The sequence below is a fragment of the Paenibacillus nanchangensis genome (assembly GCF_046543445.1).
GTDB classification, from domain to species: Bacteria; Bacillota; Bacilli; order Paenibacillales; family Paenibacillaceae; genus Paenibacillus_AQ; species Paenibacillus_AQ nanchangensis.
Genome location: NZ_JBHOFD010000028.1, coordinates 73,750 through 87,979, shown reverse-complemented (window position 1 = coordinate 87,979; position 14,230 = coordinate 73,750). Strand labels below are relative to the sequence as shown.

Sequence of the window (14,230 nt, the reverse complement as noted above, 5' to 3'; positions counted from 1 at the left end):
TTGCGCCTGTAACGCCTGTAAGCGCCTGTAAGCTGCACCAGCTACCTGCCCTGCGCCATCAGCAAAGCAGGCTGCGGGTAGTGTCCTCCGCCCCGCCAGCCGAGCAGGCCGGCTGAGGCTCAGGTTGTTCCTCCTGCATATAAGCGGCCAGAAGCCGCACGTAATCCAGCGAATTTTCCAGCGGCAGCTTTGCCCCTGTAGCGACATGCTTCATCCCGTCCAAGAGGGAATGGACCTCAATCCGTTCCGGCGGTACGCCGTACGCCATCCGGCAGAACACATTGGCCATATGTATAAAAGCCTTAATCACCTCATCGTCGCCTTGAACCATAAATTTTTGCAGGATCAGTCCTTTTCCTTCTCCGGGAGCCTGCCATCCAAGCTGCACGATCAGCGACAGGTCAATCGAGAGCTGCGGGACGGGAACCGACCACTGCTCATACCGCATTACCGGGTAATCCGCCGGGTCTTCCGCACAAGCGAACCGGGTCAGTTCATCCGCCAGCTTGGTCTTCACATCCCAATAATCGAGCAGCGACGGGAACGCCCGGCTGTTCGGGGGCCAAACCCGTTCCAATACAAATTGGATGGGGGTCTCCATTCGCACCTGCGGGGACAAGCTGTAGTAATCACAAAGCGCCCGCCCGAGGGCATACTGCGCCTGCTGCTTCCATCTGGGCAGCGCTCCGGCTTCACTCAGCAGGGTATATTCCACCCGGTAATCATGCAGCTCCGTCAACTGCCGGGAGTTCTGTGTTCCCGGGACGTTTGTCATGGCGCGGACCCGGCCGCCTGATTCGCGGCGTTCCATTTCGCGGCGTCCCATCAGGTCACCGGTTGGCAGGCTTCGGAGAAGCGCCGGCCGAAGGCGCGGCAGTCCTCTTTTTCCTGCGCATTAGGGCCATATTCGATTCGCAGTCCCGGCTGCACGAGCTCCGCACCGCGTTCACTCAATTTTGCTTCGAGCAGATCGACGGCTCCGCAGTATTTATCATAGCCCGTATCCCCGCTGCCGAAAGCAGCCGAACGCATGCCATTCAGGTCAATTCCGTCCAATTCTTCATACAGATCAAGGATTTCGTCCGCCAGTTCGCCGTCCCCCCACGTATAGGAACCAATTAATACCCCGTCATAGTCCAGCAGTTCCTCCGCCGAGCAGGCTTCCGCCGTCTTAAGCACAGCTCCGCCGCCTGACTGAACGATTCCCTCTGCAATCAGCTCCGCCATCTCTTCGGTGTTTCCCGTCAAACTTGCATATACAATCAGCACATTGGCCATGGTATCTCCTCCTGTATGGACTGAACTCCACTTTATTTATCCGGCCTCAAACGATATTCATCCGTCTTCGTTCATCCGTTTCGTTCATCTGTCTTCGAAAACAGACCGGAAGGATGCTTGCTTCTTCTTCATTCTATTTGATAATGATTCTCATTGTCAATTAATTCATAACAAAAAAGCGCCGCTCTCTCTTCCGCTGAGCTGACGCTTGTACCCGGGCTGACCGGAAATCCCTGCATTTTATACCCTCTCCGCTTCCTGTTTCTCTTCCGGACTCAACAATGCAACGCATTCATACACATAAGCTCCGCTGGAGGCTACTTTCAGGCGCATAAGTCCTTTGGACCGCAGCCGCTCCAGGCACTGCTCCGACTCCTCGACCGTCAGCCGGGAATGGACAGCCACCTCGCCCGCCGTCAAATGGCCGCCGAGCTCGGCCGACAGCTGAAGCACTTCTTTCTCCATCCACTGTTTGCGGGTTGAACGCGCCCTGCGGTTCAGTTCGGTTCCCGCAGCCGACGGCAGCAAGCCGAAGACGGTCCAGCCAAGCCAATCGCCGACGCCATACCATAAAGAGCCGGCCGCATACGCAGCCGTGGCAAACATGCCGAATCCCAGCAGCAGCCACCCAATTGTTTTGGTGCCGTTCATGCACTCACCACCCTTTGATTAGAATCCGAAAAACCGCTCATCTTTATTACATACGTAGAAACGGGCAAAAGGTGGCAGACTAAATCAAATGGACCGCCTGTCGTCCCTTGCCGCTAGTCACAGCGGACAGGCTTGGTGAATGGCTGGAAATGAGGTACAATAAAGGCTAAATGAATTTTTTTGAAGGATGGATCGAATCATGTATATCGCTAGCGAATGGAAAGACTACGAGGTTATCGATACAGGCGGCGGGGAAAAGCTGGAGCGCTGGGGCGACATTATCTTGCGCCGGCCCGATCCGCAGATCATTTGGCCGATCGCCAACGAAACGGGCAAATGGCGGGATGTGCACGGCCATTACCACCGCAGCTCCTCCGGCGGCGGGCAGTGGGAAATGAAAAAGCCGGTTCCCGAGCGCTGGAGCGTCGGATTCCGGAACCTGAAGTTCCACATCCGTCCGACCAATTTTAAGCATACCGGATTGTTCCCCGAGCAGGCGGCCAACTGGAGCTGGATGATGGACAAAATCGCTGCGGAAAAACGCCCGATTTCCGTCCTGAACCTGTTCGCCTACACCGGCGGAGCCACTGTCGCTGCAGCCAGCGCGGGCGCGTCGGTTGTGCATGTGGATGCGGCCAAAGGGATGGTACAGTGGGCCAAAGAAAACCTGCAGCTGTCCGGGCTCGGCGAACGCCCCGTCCGCTTCATCACCGATGACGTATTCAAATTTGTCCAGCGGGAACGCCGCCGGGGCAGCAAATACGACGCCATCATTATGGACCCTCCGTCCTATGGCCGGGGACCAAGCGGAGAGACGTGGAAGCTTGAATCCAGCTTGTATCCGTTTTTGGAAAGCTGCTTGGAGATATTGAGCGACCGTCCGCTATTCCTGCTGATCAACTCTTATACGACGGGCATTTCGCCTACTGTACTGCGCAACATGCTGTCAATGACGATGACCAAGCGGTACGGCGGCAAAATTTCAGCGGGAGAAATCGGTCTGCCAATCACCGCCTCCGGCTTGAATCTGCCGTGCGGCATCCTCGGACGCTGGGAGTCCTAAGGCGATGGGCAATCATGACCATTCATCCCGCTTGTTTGATCCTTCTGCAATCCTGTTCGAGGACAATCACCTGCTGGGTGTTGTGAAGCCGGTGAACGTGCCGGTTCAGGAGGATTCCACAGGCGACCCGGACATGCTTACGCTGCTGAAAGAGGATTTGAAGGAGCGCTACCAGAAGCCAGGCAATGTGTTTCTGGGACTGGTTCACCGGCTGGACCGGCCAGTCGGGGGAGCCATGATTTTTGCCAAAACATCCAAAGCCGCCTCCCGTCTGTCCGAAAGCATCAGAAACCGCAGCTTCCGCAAAGTGTATTTGACGGTTGTGCACGGCAAACCTCCGGCGCTGTCGGGACGGCTGCAGGATACGCTGCTGAAGGACCCGGGCACCAATACCGTCACGGTCGTGCGTCCGGGTACGCCCGGTGCGAAAGACGCGATTCTCGACTATGCGGTGCTGGGATCGGCAGACGGACTCAGCCTGCTGAAGGTCGAGCTGCTGACCGGCCGGCCGCATCAAATCCGCGTTCAGCTGAGCCATGCGGGCTGCCCGCTCTACGGCGACCAGAAATACGGCGCCCGGGTGAACCGCCCGGGCTGGCAGATCGCGCTCTGGTCCGCGGTTGTCGGTTTTCCGCATCCGGTCAGCCGCAGCGAAGTGGTGCTCACCTCACTGCCGCCTTCCGCTCATCCATGGAATTTATGGACCCAAGAGATACAGAAACAGGCCTTCCATTAGGAGGCCTGTTTCTGTTTATTTGCTATCCATATGCAGTGGTCATGTACCTGCCGGTTCGGGCACGGCCACCAGTTTCCCCATTAAGTACAGCAGCAGCTGCTGATTATGTGCGGAGATATGATCCAGCGCGCCGGCAAAAAATTCATTCCGTATCCGCAGTCCCCGTTCGGTCTCCTGCCGGCCGGTATCCGTAATGCTGACCCAGACGAGCCGGCGGTCGGCGCTGTCCCGCTCGCGGCTGATCAGTCCGTTTTTCTCCATCCGGTCGAGCAGCATCGTAACGGCCGCCGCGCTGGTGGATAAATAAGGAATGAGCTCCGACGGCTTCATTGCTTCGCGCTCCGTCAGCACTTCAAGCACCGTCAGCTGCGCATCCGTCAGCGTCGGCGCCAACCGGTTGTCCATATGCTGCTTATATTCTTTCAGCAGCTTAAGCCAGATTTTGCCGAATTCCGAGGAATACACGACTGTTTCATCCTTTCTGTGCGTAACTAAGGCGGTCCTGCCAAAACTTTGTTATATCTACAATTCGCTTTGGTCGACCGTTTTTCCTGCAAAAGGGAAAAATTTTTACGTTCATCAACTGAACTTACGCAGGACAGATTATAAAGGCTAAAAGCGAAAACGCCCGGACCAGGGAGATACTCCCCTGTCCGGGCGCTGTGCTGCCGAACCTATCGTGTCCGGAAGTTATTTTATAGCAAGGAACAGCTGATCAATCTCGTCTTTCTTCTCAACAGGAATCAGCAGTTTGCCAATTGAACGGCGTTCTCCAAGCGGAGCCTGCTCCGAGGTAAGCTGGTGTACGGTTCCTTCACGAGTCACAGCGGTTAACTCCAGCGGTTCTCTGCAGTAGAATGCGCCGGACAGACGGGAGCCGTTTGGTTTTACCCGTTTCCCTTCCTTAAACTCAAACGTCGGCATGCCTTTGCCGCCGCGGCTTTGTGCCGGGTAATCGGCCAGCAGCGACCGTTTGCCGTATCCAATTTCGGTAAAGGTGAGAATCTCCCCTTCGTCTTCCCGCACCCACAGCGCGGAAATCACCTCATCATCCTCCCGCAGCTGAATGCCGCGGACACCGGCGGCGACGCGGCCCATCGGGTTCACTTCACTTTCGGCAAAACGGATGCTTAAGCCGTCGCGGGTAATCAAGACGAGATCTTCTCCGCCTTCGCTAAGCGTAACGGACAGCACTTCATCGCCGGCCCCCAGCTTGCAGGCGGCTACGGCACCGGAGCGGCTGGTGAAATACTCTTTCAGATCGGTTCGTTTCACCTGGCCTTTGCGGGTAACGAACACCAGCGTTTTCCCGGGCTGCTCGAAGCTGGACACCGGAATGACAGATGCGACGGTATCTCCCTTCGCCAGTCCCACAACGTTGACAATGGCCGTCCCCGGCTCTTTCCATTTGAACTCCGGAATTTGATGAACGGGGAGCAGGAAATATTGGCCTTTTCGCGTAAACACAAGCAGATTGTCGCGGGTGTTCACATCAAGCAGCGTCAGCACGTGATCGCCGTCTTTGACGCCGGAAGCGCTCCGCTCGCCGCCCGAACGGGTGAAGGACAACATGCCCGTCCGTTTGATGTAGCCATCGGCCGATAGCGTAACCAGCACATCCTCGGCGTTGACCAGCACATCCATGCTGACCTTGATCTCTTCAACTTCCTCTTGAATCGCAGAGCGGCGTTCGATGCCGTATTTATCCCGGATTTCCAGCAGCTCTTTGCGGATGACACTGACCAGCTTTTTGTCGCTCTCCAGAATGCCGCGCAGCGTGGCAATCTTGGCTTCGGTCTCTTTATGTTCCTTTTCCAGCTGGTTAATCTCCAGATTGGTCAGCCGGTACAGCTGCAGGGTAAGTATGGAGTCCGCCTGCCGTTCGCTGAACCCAAACATCCACACCAGGTTGTTCTGCGCATCCTGGCGGTTTTTGGAGGCTTTGATCGCCGCAATCACCTCATCCAGGATGTTCAGCGCCTTCACGAGGCCTTCCAGCACATGCGCGCGGTCTTCGGCCTTCTCCAGGTCGAACTGCGTGCGGCGGGTAACGACTTCACGCTGATGCGCAATGTAAGCTTCGATGATCGCTTTCAGTCCAAGCTGCTGCGGCGCTTTGTTGACGATTGCCACCATGTTGAAATTGTAGGCGATCTGCAGATCGGTTTTCTTCAGCAGGTATGCGAGGATGCCCTGCGCGTCCGCTTCTTTTTTCAGCTCGACTACAATCCGCAGACCTTCGCGGCCGCTTTCGTCACGGACTTCGGCAATTCCGTCGATTTTTTTCTCCAGCCGGATATTCTCCATTGCGGTAACGAGACGCGATTTGACAACCTGGAACGGAATTTCCGTGACTACAATCTGCTGCTTGCCGCCGCGCAAGTTCTCAATCTCCGTCTTCGACCGCAGGTAAATGCGCCCTTTGCCCGTCCGGTAAGCGTCCAGAATTCCGTCCCCGCTCATAATCAGGCCGCCGGTCGGGAAGTCCGGACCTTTGATAAATGTCATGATCTCTTCCAGCTCAATTGACGGCTTCTGCATCACGGCGATGCAGGCGTCAATGACCTCACGCAGGTTATGCGGAGGGATTTCGGTAGCAAATCCCGCCGAAATGCCGCTTGTGCCGTTAACCAGCAGATTCGGGTAGCGGGAAGGCAGCACAACCGGCTCCTTGGCCGTGTTGTCGAAATTGTCTTTGAACTGCACGGTCCGCTTCTCGATATCGCGCAGCATCTCCAGCGCAATCGGCGACAAGCGGGCTTCGGTGTACCGCATCGCGGCCGCCGGATCGTCGTCCATCGAACCCCAGTTGCCGTGTCCGTCAACAAGAACATGCCCCATTTTCCAAGGCTGGGCCATCCGCACCATTCCCTCATAAATCGAGGAGTCACCGTGAGGATGGTAGTTGCCCATTACATCGCCGACCGTTTTCGCCGATTTGCGGTACGGCTTGTCCGGCGTATTGCCCGAGTCGTACATCGCGTACAAAATCCGGCGCTGTACCGGCTTCAGCCCGTCGCGCACGTCGGGAATCGCCCGGTCCTGGATAATATATTTGGAATACCGTCCGAAGCGGTCGCCGACGACCTCCTCCAGAAATGCCGGCATAAATTGTTCCGATAAACTCATCGCTTCACCTTCTGTTCCTCATACTTCGTCCTTCAAACACCTGGCCCATTACTTTCGCTTAAAAGCGAAAAAAAGCGGCAGCACCGCTATTCTTCGATTTCAGTAAAATCGACATTCTCCACAATCCAGCGCTTGCGCGGGTCAACCTTGTCGCCCATAAGCGTCGAGACGCGCCGTTCCGCCTTGGCAGCGTCTTCGATTTGAACCTGAAGCAGCGTGCGGCTGTCCGGATTCATCGTCGTTTCCCACAGCTGTTCGGGATTCATCTCGCCGAGTCCTTTGTAACGCTGCAGTTCAAAGTTTTTGCCGAATTCCTTCAGATAGTTCTGCAGCTGCTCGTCCGTCCACGCATAACGCACCTGCTCCAGCTTCCCGGATTTACGGGTCAGTTTGTAGAGCGGCGGCTGGGCGATATAGACCCGGCCGGCGTCGATCAGCGGCTTCATGTAGCGGTAGAAGAACGTAAGGAGCAGCACCTGGATGTGGGCGCCGTCGGTATCGGCATCAGTCATGATGATAATCTTGGAATAATTGCTGTCCTCAACGGCAAACTCCGTACCAATGCCGGCGCCAATCGCATTGATGATCGCCCGGTATTCGTCGTTCTTGAGAATTTCCAGCAGCTTTGCCTTCTCCGGGTTCATCGGTTTGCCTTTAAGCGGCAGGATCGCCTGAATTTTGGAGTCGCGGCCCTGTTTGGCGGAGCCGCCGGCAGAATCACCTTCCACAATAAACAGCTCGGTCCGGGAATAGTCCTTCGACTGGGCTGGAGACAGCTTGCCGCCCAGATTGGAGCTTTCGCTCCGCTTTTTGCCGGTGCGGATTTCGTCACGCGCTTTGCGGGCCGCCTCACGCGCCTTCGATGCCTGGATCGCTTTACGCAGCAGACTTTGCGCCACCTGCGGGTTTTCCTCCAGGAAGGTCTGCATATTCTCGGTGACCACGGCGTCAACCGCCCCGCGCGCCGAAGCGCTGCCAAGCTGGTCTTTCGTCTGGCCGACGAACTCGACCTCGGACATTTTTACGCTGATGACCGCCATCATGCCTTCACGCAGATCGCTGCCGTCCAGGTTCTTGTCCTTCTCCTTCAGCATCTGCATCCGCCGTGCGTATTCGTTCATCACCCGCGTGTAGGCAGTCTTGAAGCCCGTCTCGTGCGTGCCGCCGCTGCGTGTCGGAATCGAGTTGACGAATGAAGCCAGCGTTTCCGTATAACCGCCGTTATACTGCAGGGCGATCTCCACTTCAATATCGTCTTTCTCGGAGCTGAAGTGAATTACATCATGCAGCACATCTTTGCCTTCATTCAAAAACTGGACGAATTGGCTTGCTCCGCCTTCATAATAATATTCGTCCGAACGCCCCGCCCGTTCGTCGGTCAGCGTAATCCGCAGTCCCGAATTCAAAAAGGCGATTTCCTGCAGGCGCTCGGCCAGCGTCTCGTAGTTCAGGTTGATGCCGCTCTGGAACACGCGGATATCCGGCTTGAACGTTATTTTCGAGCCGGTTTTATTGGTATTGCCAAGCACTTCCAGTCCAGTCACCGGCTCGCCTACATGCTCCTTGCCGGATTCGTCCACCCAGTATTCGAACCGCTGGCGGTGAATTTTGCCCTCACGGTAAATCTCCACTTCCAGCCACTCGGACAGCGCGTTCGTCACGGAGGCGCCTACCCCATGCAGGCCGCCGGATTTCTTGTATCCGGATCCGCCAAACTTGCCTCCGGCGTGCAGAATTGTAAAGACGACCTGGGGCGTCGGAACACCGGTTTTATGCATGCCTGTCGGAATGCCGCGCCCGTTGTCAATGACGGTAACTGAACCGTCTTTCCGCAGCGTAATGTCAATTTTGGTGGCGAACTTCGCCAAGTGTTCGTCAACGGCATTGTCGACGATTTCCCATACCAGATGGTGCAGGCCCGATGCACTTGTGCTGCCGATATACATGCCCGGCCGTTTGCGGACCGCTACCAGACCTTCGAGCACCTGAATGTCGTCAGCATCGTATCCCGACCGGCTTGTACCGCCGTTCTTCGAAGCCTCAGAAAACATGTCGATCTGTTCGAGCATTCATGCTCCTCCTTCTTTATCTTCCCAAAAGCTCAAATGCAAACAAATGTTTTGGTTGCTCTGTACATTCTAATTCAAAATATCCCTTTTCGTAAAGACGGCGAATGAAACGATTACTGCCGCCAGCCCCCAAACCGTAAGCACGGCAAGGGAAAACGGCAGCGACATGCCTTCGATCGGAGCCGGCGTTCCGGCCAAATAGGAGGTCAAATCCAGGTTCACCATAAAGAGGTATTTTGCCGATGTCCAGGCCGATGCCATGTTGGTCAATATGCTGCCGGCAATCAGCGCGGCCATCATGACGACGATACTCGCCGCGGTGCTCCGCACAAGGACCGAAATCATAAAGGCCAGCAGGCCGACGATCACACCGACAAACCAAACGAGACCGCTCTGCATCAACAGATATTTCCACTGCGGCACGGCGTGCACCGCCGACATATCGACCGTATCCCCGCTGATCTGAAAACCGGTAAAAACCGGGACATTAAATCCACCATAGCCGAACACTAGACCCGAAATTAAATAACAAATGAGCACGGTCGCCAGCACGGTCAGCGAGATGAACATCAGCAGGGCCACCAGTTTGCTGAACAGGATTTTCCAGCGTTTGACCGGGCGGGTGAGCAGCATTTTGATCGTTCCCGTTGTCCGTTCCCCTGATACAAGATCCGAGGCGACCGCCATAATGAGCAGCGGCACAAACAGCGCGATGGAGTTGTCCAAAAATTCCCGGGTAAAGGTCACGCCGCTCGGCTCGTTCGGATTCACGTCATGCTCGAGGTAATACTGGAGCTGCTGTATAAAAATACGCCGGTACGTCTTCCACTCCTCCGGGATGCGGTCGCTGCCAAGCGAATTTTCATTGTCCGTGATCCGCTGCTGGATTTCCAGCCGCCAGTCGGACTTGAAATTGTCCCGGCTCCGCTCGGCGATCCGCATCTGAGCGTAAGTGAACATGGGAATCAGCACGGCCAGAATGAGCAGAATAACATAAAAGCGCTTTTTCTTGATGATCTTGATCGTCTCGTTCCGAATCAGCGGCAGCAGACTAGTCAATGCTCTCACCTTCCGTCAGTTTCAAGAATAGCTGTTCCAGAGTCGGATTGATTTTATGCACGCCTTTAACCTGGACGCCGGAAGCGACCAGTTCCGCTACTGCCGCAGGAATTCCCGCGTCATCCATAATGGTGACCGCCGCATGCTCGTCCATCCCTGCAGTAACCGTGTCGTCCAGCACCACCTCGCTCCGGTTTTCGGTGCGAATGCCCAGACGTGTCAGCACTTCAGCGCCCCGTTCGTGCGGTTCCAGCTCCCAGACGACGTATGGCGAATTGCGGGAGACCAGCTCCTGCACACCCCCGACAGCCAGCACCCGTCCCCTGCTGATAATCGCAACCCGGTCGCAGAGCAGTTGAATTTCGCTCAACAGGTGGCTGGAGACAAATACGGCGAGCCCTTCGTCCGCCAGCTTCCGGATGAACTCCCGCAGCTCCTTGATGCCTTTGGGGTCCAAGCCGTTGGTCGGCTCGTCCAAAATGAGCAGCCGGGGACGGCCAAGGAGCGCTTGGGCAATGCCCAAACGCTGCCGCATCCCAAGCGAATAGGTTCTTACTTTATCGTGAATCCGCTGGTCAAGCCGGACGATATCGACTACCTCGGCGATCCGCCGTTCATCAATGCCGGGCTGCATCCGGGCAAAATGCTGCAGGTTCTCCCAGCCGGTCAGATACGTATACACTTCCGGATTCTCGACGATCGACCCGACGTAGGCAAGCGCTTTTTCCGGATTCCGGTTGACATTGTATCCGCACACGGTGATGGTGCCTGCGCTGGGGCGGATCAAATCGACAAGCATGCGGATTGTCGTTGTTTTGCCCGCTCCGTTGGGACCCAGAAAGCCAAACACTTCGCCTTCTCTGACATCAAAGGTAACGTCATCTATAATCCATTTGCGTCCGATTTTTTTGCGGACATGGTCGACGGACAGGACGATGTCCTTGCCTTCTTCCGCTGCGGGGATGCTCATGCGTTTCACTCCTCTGTACGGTTTCGCGGGTCAGGATGAATCAAGGGAGAATCACCGCTTGGGTAATGCGGTCGGCAATGCGCTGATATCCTTCACCGCTCGGGTGGAAATGATCCGACGACAAATAGCGGTCATATTGGCTGCGGAACAGATCGAGTGTCGGAACAAGCGCCATCCGCGGATGCTGATTAATGATATCGAGCGCGGCATTATTCCAGGCGGTAACCGCCTGGTTGCCGGGAATCAGCAGATCGGGCACGTCGCCAAACGGGTTATACAGTCCGATATAGTACACCTGCGCATCGGGATTCAGCTTCGCAATTCGCTGCAAAATCGTCTGCAGCCGTCCGGAAGCCTCCGGCAGCGCCTGAAGCAGCTCCTCCGGGTCGATCTCCTCGCCCGCCGGCTCTTGTCCGGTGCCGGGTGCAGCCTGTCCGTCGGCCGCGGACGCCGCTTCATCCGCCCGCTCCGCCCCTGCAGGTTGACCAGCCCCCGCAGCACCGCTTAAAATGCCGGTGCCTCGGAACAGGTCGTTCCCGCCAATGGAGAGGATAATAACGTTCGCCCGCTTGAGCGCATACTGCACGCCCGTATCATCCAGCGTCTCCAGCAACCCGGCTGTTGTCAGGCCGTTTACAGCCAGGTTGCCGAGCAATTCAACTTCGGCGCCCTGCTTCTGCAGTCCGGCGAGGGCACGCCGGACAAATCCGCTGCCTGTGTTGTCGCCAGTCCCTTTTGCCAGCGAATCGCCAAGCGCAACAACCCGCAGCGTTCCGTCCTGAACCGGCTGCTGCTGCTGTGTCTCGTCTTTTGCCGCCAGACCGGAAGCTTCTGCCGCTGGATTCACAATGTCGTTTACGGCATATCCAAACCCGAAAACCAGCAGCAGTGTGGTTAATCCAGCGACCAGGCTGACAATACGCCACGTCCATCTGGAATCTTTCATTGTCATCCCTCCGGTGCTGTCATCATGCATATTGTTAATGCTCAATCCTAGGGTATCGCACGGATTCAGCGTATCTCCCCTCAACCTAGATCAAAAGGCGGATAGTCATGCCGGGGTCCCCGGATTCAATCTTTGGAGTAAAAACGCAAGTTTATGCAAAACACTGATGTAAATAACCTTAATTGTTCTTCCGTTATTTTGCAAATGGACAAAATCAAAAAAATTTGCCACTGAATAAGCCACAATATGCAGTGCGGCCGAAGTTCTAACGTTAATGAAATCTCCGCTAGTCTCTACTTTTTTTGAACTATAATGTCCATTTTAGCAGGATGTCAAACGGCCGTTGCCTCTAACAATAAATTTAAAAAAAGCACTAGACAAGCCCGGTTATCTGCTGTATAATCTTCAATGTTAGTTGTTTCGGGTTATTAGCTTAGTTGGTAGAGCAGCCGACTCTTAATCGGCAGGTCGCAGGTTCGACCCCTGCATAACCCATTGACACAAGAACCTTTCCGGGATGCCGGAAAGGTTCTTTTTTTATCTGCTGACCACCGCAAACACGGCTTTCAGGCGGCAAAAAAAAATAAAAAACGGCGTCCCGCCTATTCGCGGAAACGCCGTGCTGGCTGCTGCTTATTTACCAACAAACATTTGAACCCAATAGTTATTATCGAATCCTACGCCGATGTGCGTGAAGTTGGCGCTCAAAATGTTGCTGCGGTGGCCCGGGCTCTCCATCCAAGCCTTCATTACTTCTTGCGGTGTCCGCTGACCCATGGCAATGTTTTCGCCAGCGGCCTTATATGTTACACCAAAGCTCTTCATCATATCGAACGGCGAGCCGTACGTTGGAGAAGTGTGCGAAAAATATCCGTTTGTCCGCATATCCGCAGCTTTGGCTTCCGCCACGCGGTTGATGCTGTCCAGTGCGGTCAGCGGTTTCAGTCCCGCTTTGGCCCGCTCCTGGTTAACCAGCGACACAACCTGCTTCACATAGCTCGAGGAATCTCCTGCTGCCACTTGATCTGCCGCAGGCTTGGAGCTTACCGGCGCTGGCTGAGCTGCCGGTTGCTGTACCGGTTGCTGTACCGGTTGCTGTACCGGTTGCTGTACCGGCTGCTGCACTGGTGCCTGGACCGGCTTCGTTACAACAGGAGCTGGTGCAGGTGTTGCGGGTGTCTGCACCTGCTGACTGCCCGGAAACATGGTCTGAATATATTTATAAATGTACGAATAATCCACCTGATTTGAAGTTGCCGCTTCCGCCGCCGACGGCATCATAATCCCCACTGCCATCACTGCTGCTGCGCTTCCCCCAACTACCGCTCTCCACCATCTGTTCTTCAAGCTGTCATCTCCCTTGGTATAAGTAGTAGAAATGCTTGTCCAATAAAGCTGAATGGTTACAAAAATGTAATAACCCTTCGCTATTGTAACATAGAAAATTGACTTGTGGGCTACTAATTTATAGAAATTCTGTTTTGTTCGACAAAAAAATGGGTAATTCTTAAGTTTTGCGTACGCGAAATAGCACCTCTCCTGAGAGGAAAGGTGCGGGTTGATGCTGCTGATCAGCGGTTTGCGGAGAAGTACTACCCATCTGAATGCCGAAATAAAGAATTCAACAGAAACCGGCCTTCTTACAAATTCTCCAAACCGTAAAACGATATTTAAATGGTTAACCCTTCACACATTCCACGGACCCGAGCGAATGTAGACGGATCAACTGAGCAGCCATGTACTGGGGCGAAAAGTTCATATCCATTTCCAGCCAGTATACGATGATACCAAGATGGGCGGCGGTAACATAACGAACGATGATTTCCCGAGGCATCTTCATTTTGTTGTCGCTGGGTTCGGCAATAATCGACCGATGGTATAACGACTTACTGATTATGCTGTCCAGCCTTGCCGCAAATCCCGGCAGTCCGTGAGGTCCCAGCATCACTTTATAAAATCGTGCATTTTCAGCAATATGCTCAAATTGACGTATAAAGGATTCCGGCGGCGTATTCGGGTCGGAGATAAAATCCTCTACCCCAAATCCCTCCGGCAACTGGAAAATGGCCTCAAACTCAATTAGCATTTCTTCTACGATTTGATTCAGCAGTTCATATTTGTCCTGGTAGTGCAGATAAAAAGTCGCCCGATTGATCTCCGCGCGCGCGGCGATGTCGCGAACGGTAATCTGTTCGAATCTTTTTTCCTGCATCAAAGAAAGAAAGGCGTCTCGAATAAGCTGATGGGTTCTCTTGATTCTTGGATCCAGCGTCTCGTTAGGAGTCGACATCTTTATCCCCCTTTGTCAATTTGATGCCCGGTTATTCTA

General features: G+C 54.8%; 13 protein-coding genes and 1 tRNA gene. 3 read left to right on the top strand and 11 right to left on the bottom strand.

What is annotated here, in order from left to right:
- Nucleotides 1-58: 58 nt before the first annotated feature.
- From ACE6ED_RS21115 to ACE6ED_RS21105, 3 genes are all read right to left on the bottom strand, one after another.
- Nucleotides 59-811: a hypothetical protein gene (locus ACE6ED_RS21115; protein ID WP_410829393.1), complete on the bottom strand. Its 753-nt coding sequence runs from the start codon at nt 809-811 to the stop codon at nt 59-61.
- 14 nt (nt 812-825) lie between these two features.
- A complete protein-coding gene (locus ACE6ED_RS21110; RefSeq protein WP_410829392.1) occupies nt 826-1,278 on the bottom strand; it encodes a flavodoxin in 453 nt (150 codons plus the stop codon).
- A 240-nt stretch (nt 1,279-1,518) separates the two neighbouring features.
- Nucleotides 1,519-1,929: a sigma-70 family RNA polymerase sigma factor gene (locus tag ACE6ED_RS21105; RefSeq protein ID WP_410829391.1), complete on the bottom strand. Its 411-nt coding sequence runs from the start codon at nt 1,927-1,929 to the stop codon at nt 1,519-1,521.
- A gap of 199 nt (nt 1,930-2,128) precedes the next feature.
- On the opposite strand from ACE6ED_RS21105, the gene ACE6ED_RS21100 reads away from it, so the two are divergent.
- Together ACE6ED_RS21100 and ACE6ED_RS21095 are read left to right on the top strand one after the other, a co-directional pair.
- Nucleotides 2,129-2,992, top strand: a complete 864-nt coding sequence (locus tag ACE6ED_RS21100) for a class I SAM-dependent methyltransferase (RefSeq protein ID WP_410829390.1) — start codon at nt 2,129-2,131, stop codon at nt 2,990-2,992.
- 4 nt (nt 2,993-2,996) lie between these two features.
- Complete coding sequence (locus ACE6ED_RS21095) at nt 2,997-3,728, top strand: RluA family pseudouridine synthase (RefSeq protein WP_410829389.1); 732 nt, start codon at nt 2,997-2,999, stop codon at nt 3,726-3,728.
- 39 nt (nt 3,729-3,767) lie between these two features.
- Here the strand turns inward: ACE6ED_RS21095 and ACE6ED_RS21090 are convergent, their stop codons facing one another.
- From ACE6ED_RS21090 to ACE6ED_RS21065, 6 genes are all read right to left on the bottom strand, one after another.
- Entirely contained in the window at nt 3,768-4,193 is a 426-nt protein-coding gene (locus ACE6ED_RS21090; RefSeq protein WP_410829388.1) for a MarR family winged helix-turn-helix transcriptional regulator, read from the bottom strand.
- A gap of 225 nt (nt 4,194-4,418) precedes the next feature.
- Nucleotides 4,419-6,857, bottom strand: coding sequence for a DNA gyrase subunit A (gene gyrA / locus ACE6ED_RS21085; protein ID WP_410829387.1), 2,439 nt, complete (start codon nt 6,855-6,857; stop codon nt 4,419-4,421).
- 86 nt (nt 6,858-6,943) lie between these two features.
- Nucleotides 6,944-8,926: a DNA topoisomerase IV subunit B gene (gene parE / locus ACE6ED_RS21080; RefSeq protein ID WP_410829386.1), complete on the bottom strand. Its 1,983-nt coding sequence runs from the start codon at nt 8,924-8,926 to the stop codon at nt 6,944-6,946.
- A gap of 69 nt (nt 8,927-8,995) precedes the next feature.
- Nucleotides 8,996-9,985 (bottom strand): ABC transporter permease, encoded by a 990-nt coding sequence (locus ACE6ED_RS21075; RefSeq protein WP_410829385.1) that lies wholly within the window; start codon nt 9,983-9,985, stop codon nt 8,996-8,998.
- Nucleotides 9,978-10,955, bottom strand: coding sequence for an ABC transporter ATP-binding protein (locus tag ACE6ED_RS21070; RefSeq protein WP_410829384.1), 978 nt, complete (start codon nt 10,953-10,955; stop codon nt 9,978-9,980). The genes ACE6ED_RS21075 and ACE6ED_RS21070 overlap by 8 nt, the downstream gene beginning before the upstream one ends.
- Nucleotides 10,956-10,995: 40 nt before the next feature.
- Nucleotides 10,996-11,901 carry a GDSL-type esterase/lipase family protein gene (locus ACE6ED_RS21065; protein WP_410829383.1) on the bottom strand — a complete coding sequence of 302 codons (906 nt, stop codon included), beginning with the start codon at nt 11,899-11,901 and terminating at the stop codon, nt 10,996-10,998.
- Nucleotides 11,902-12,323: 422 nt separating this feature from the next.
- On the opposite strand from ACE6ED_RS21065, the gene ACE6ED_RS21060 reads away from it, so the two are divergent.
- Nucleotides 12,324-12,396 (top strand) — tRNA-Lys (locus tag ACE6ED_RS21060).
- Between the two features lie 138 nt (nt 12,397-12,534).
- On the opposite strand, the gene ACE6ED_RS21055 is transcribed toward ACE6ED_RS21060, so the two are convergent.
- Together ACE6ED_RS21055 and ACE6ED_RS21050 are read right to left on the bottom strand one after the other, a co-directional pair.
- A complete protein-coding gene (locus tag ACE6ED_RS21055) occupies nt 12,535-13,248 on the bottom strand; it encodes a CAP domain-containing protein (protein WP_410829382.1) in 714 nt (237 codons plus the stop codon).
- Nucleotides 13,249-13,579: 331 nt separating this feature from the next.
- The gene (locus ACE6ED_RS21050) at nt 13,580-14,191 is read right to left on the bottom strand and encodes a TetR/AcrR family transcriptional regulator (protein ID WP_410829381.1); all 612 of its coding nucleotides are present in this window, start codon (nt 14,189-14,191) and stop codon (nt 13,580-13,582) included.
- Nucleotides 14,192-14,230: the final 39 nt, after the last annotated feature.

What these genes read in the sequence shown, in the direction of transcription:
- ACE6ED_RS21115 (WP_410829393.1), bottom strand. Translation starts at nt 811, where the DNA reads ATGGAACGCCGCGAATCAGGCGGCCGGGTCCGCGCCATGACAAACGTC.
- ACE6ED_RS21110 (WP_410829392.1), bottom strand. Translation starts at nt 1,278, where the DNA reads ATGGCCAATGTGCTGATTGTATATGCAAGTTTGACGGGAAACACCGAA.
- ACE6ED_RS21105 (WP_410829391.1), bottom strand. Translation starts at nt 1,929, where the DNA reads ATGAACGGCACCAAAACAATTGGGTGGCTGCTGCTGGGATTCGGCATG.
- ACE6ED_RS21100 (WP_410829390.1), top strand. Translation starts at nt 2,129, where the DNA reads ATGTATATCGCTAGCGAATGGAAAGACTACGAGGTTATCGATACAGGC.
- ACE6ED_RS21095 (WP_410829389.1), top strand. Translation starts at nt 2,997, where the DNA reads ATGGGCAATCATGACCATTCATCCCGCTTGTTTGATCCTTCTGCAATC.
- gyrA (WP_410829387.1), bottom strand. Translation starts at nt 6,857, where the DNA reads ATGAGTTTATCGGAACAATTTATGCCGGCATTTCTGGAGGAGGTCGTC.
- parE (WP_410829386.1), bottom strand. Translation starts at nt 8,926, where the DNA reads ATGCTCGAACAGATCGACATGTTTTCTGAGGCTTCGAAGAACGGCGGT.
- ACE6ED_RS21070 (WP_410829384.1), bottom strand. Translation starts at nt 10,955, where the DNA reads ATGAGCATCCCCGCAGCGGAAGAAGGCAAGGACATCGTCCTGTCCGTC.
- ACE6ED_RS21065 (WP_410829383.1), bottom strand. Translation starts at nt 11,901, where the DNA reads ATGAAAGATTCCAGATGGACGTGGCGTATTGTCAGCCTGGTCGCTGGA.
- ACE6ED_RS21050 (WP_410829381.1), bottom strand. Translation starts at nt 14,191, where the DNA reads ATGTCGACTCCTAACGAGACGCTGGATCCAAGAATCAAGAGAACCCAT.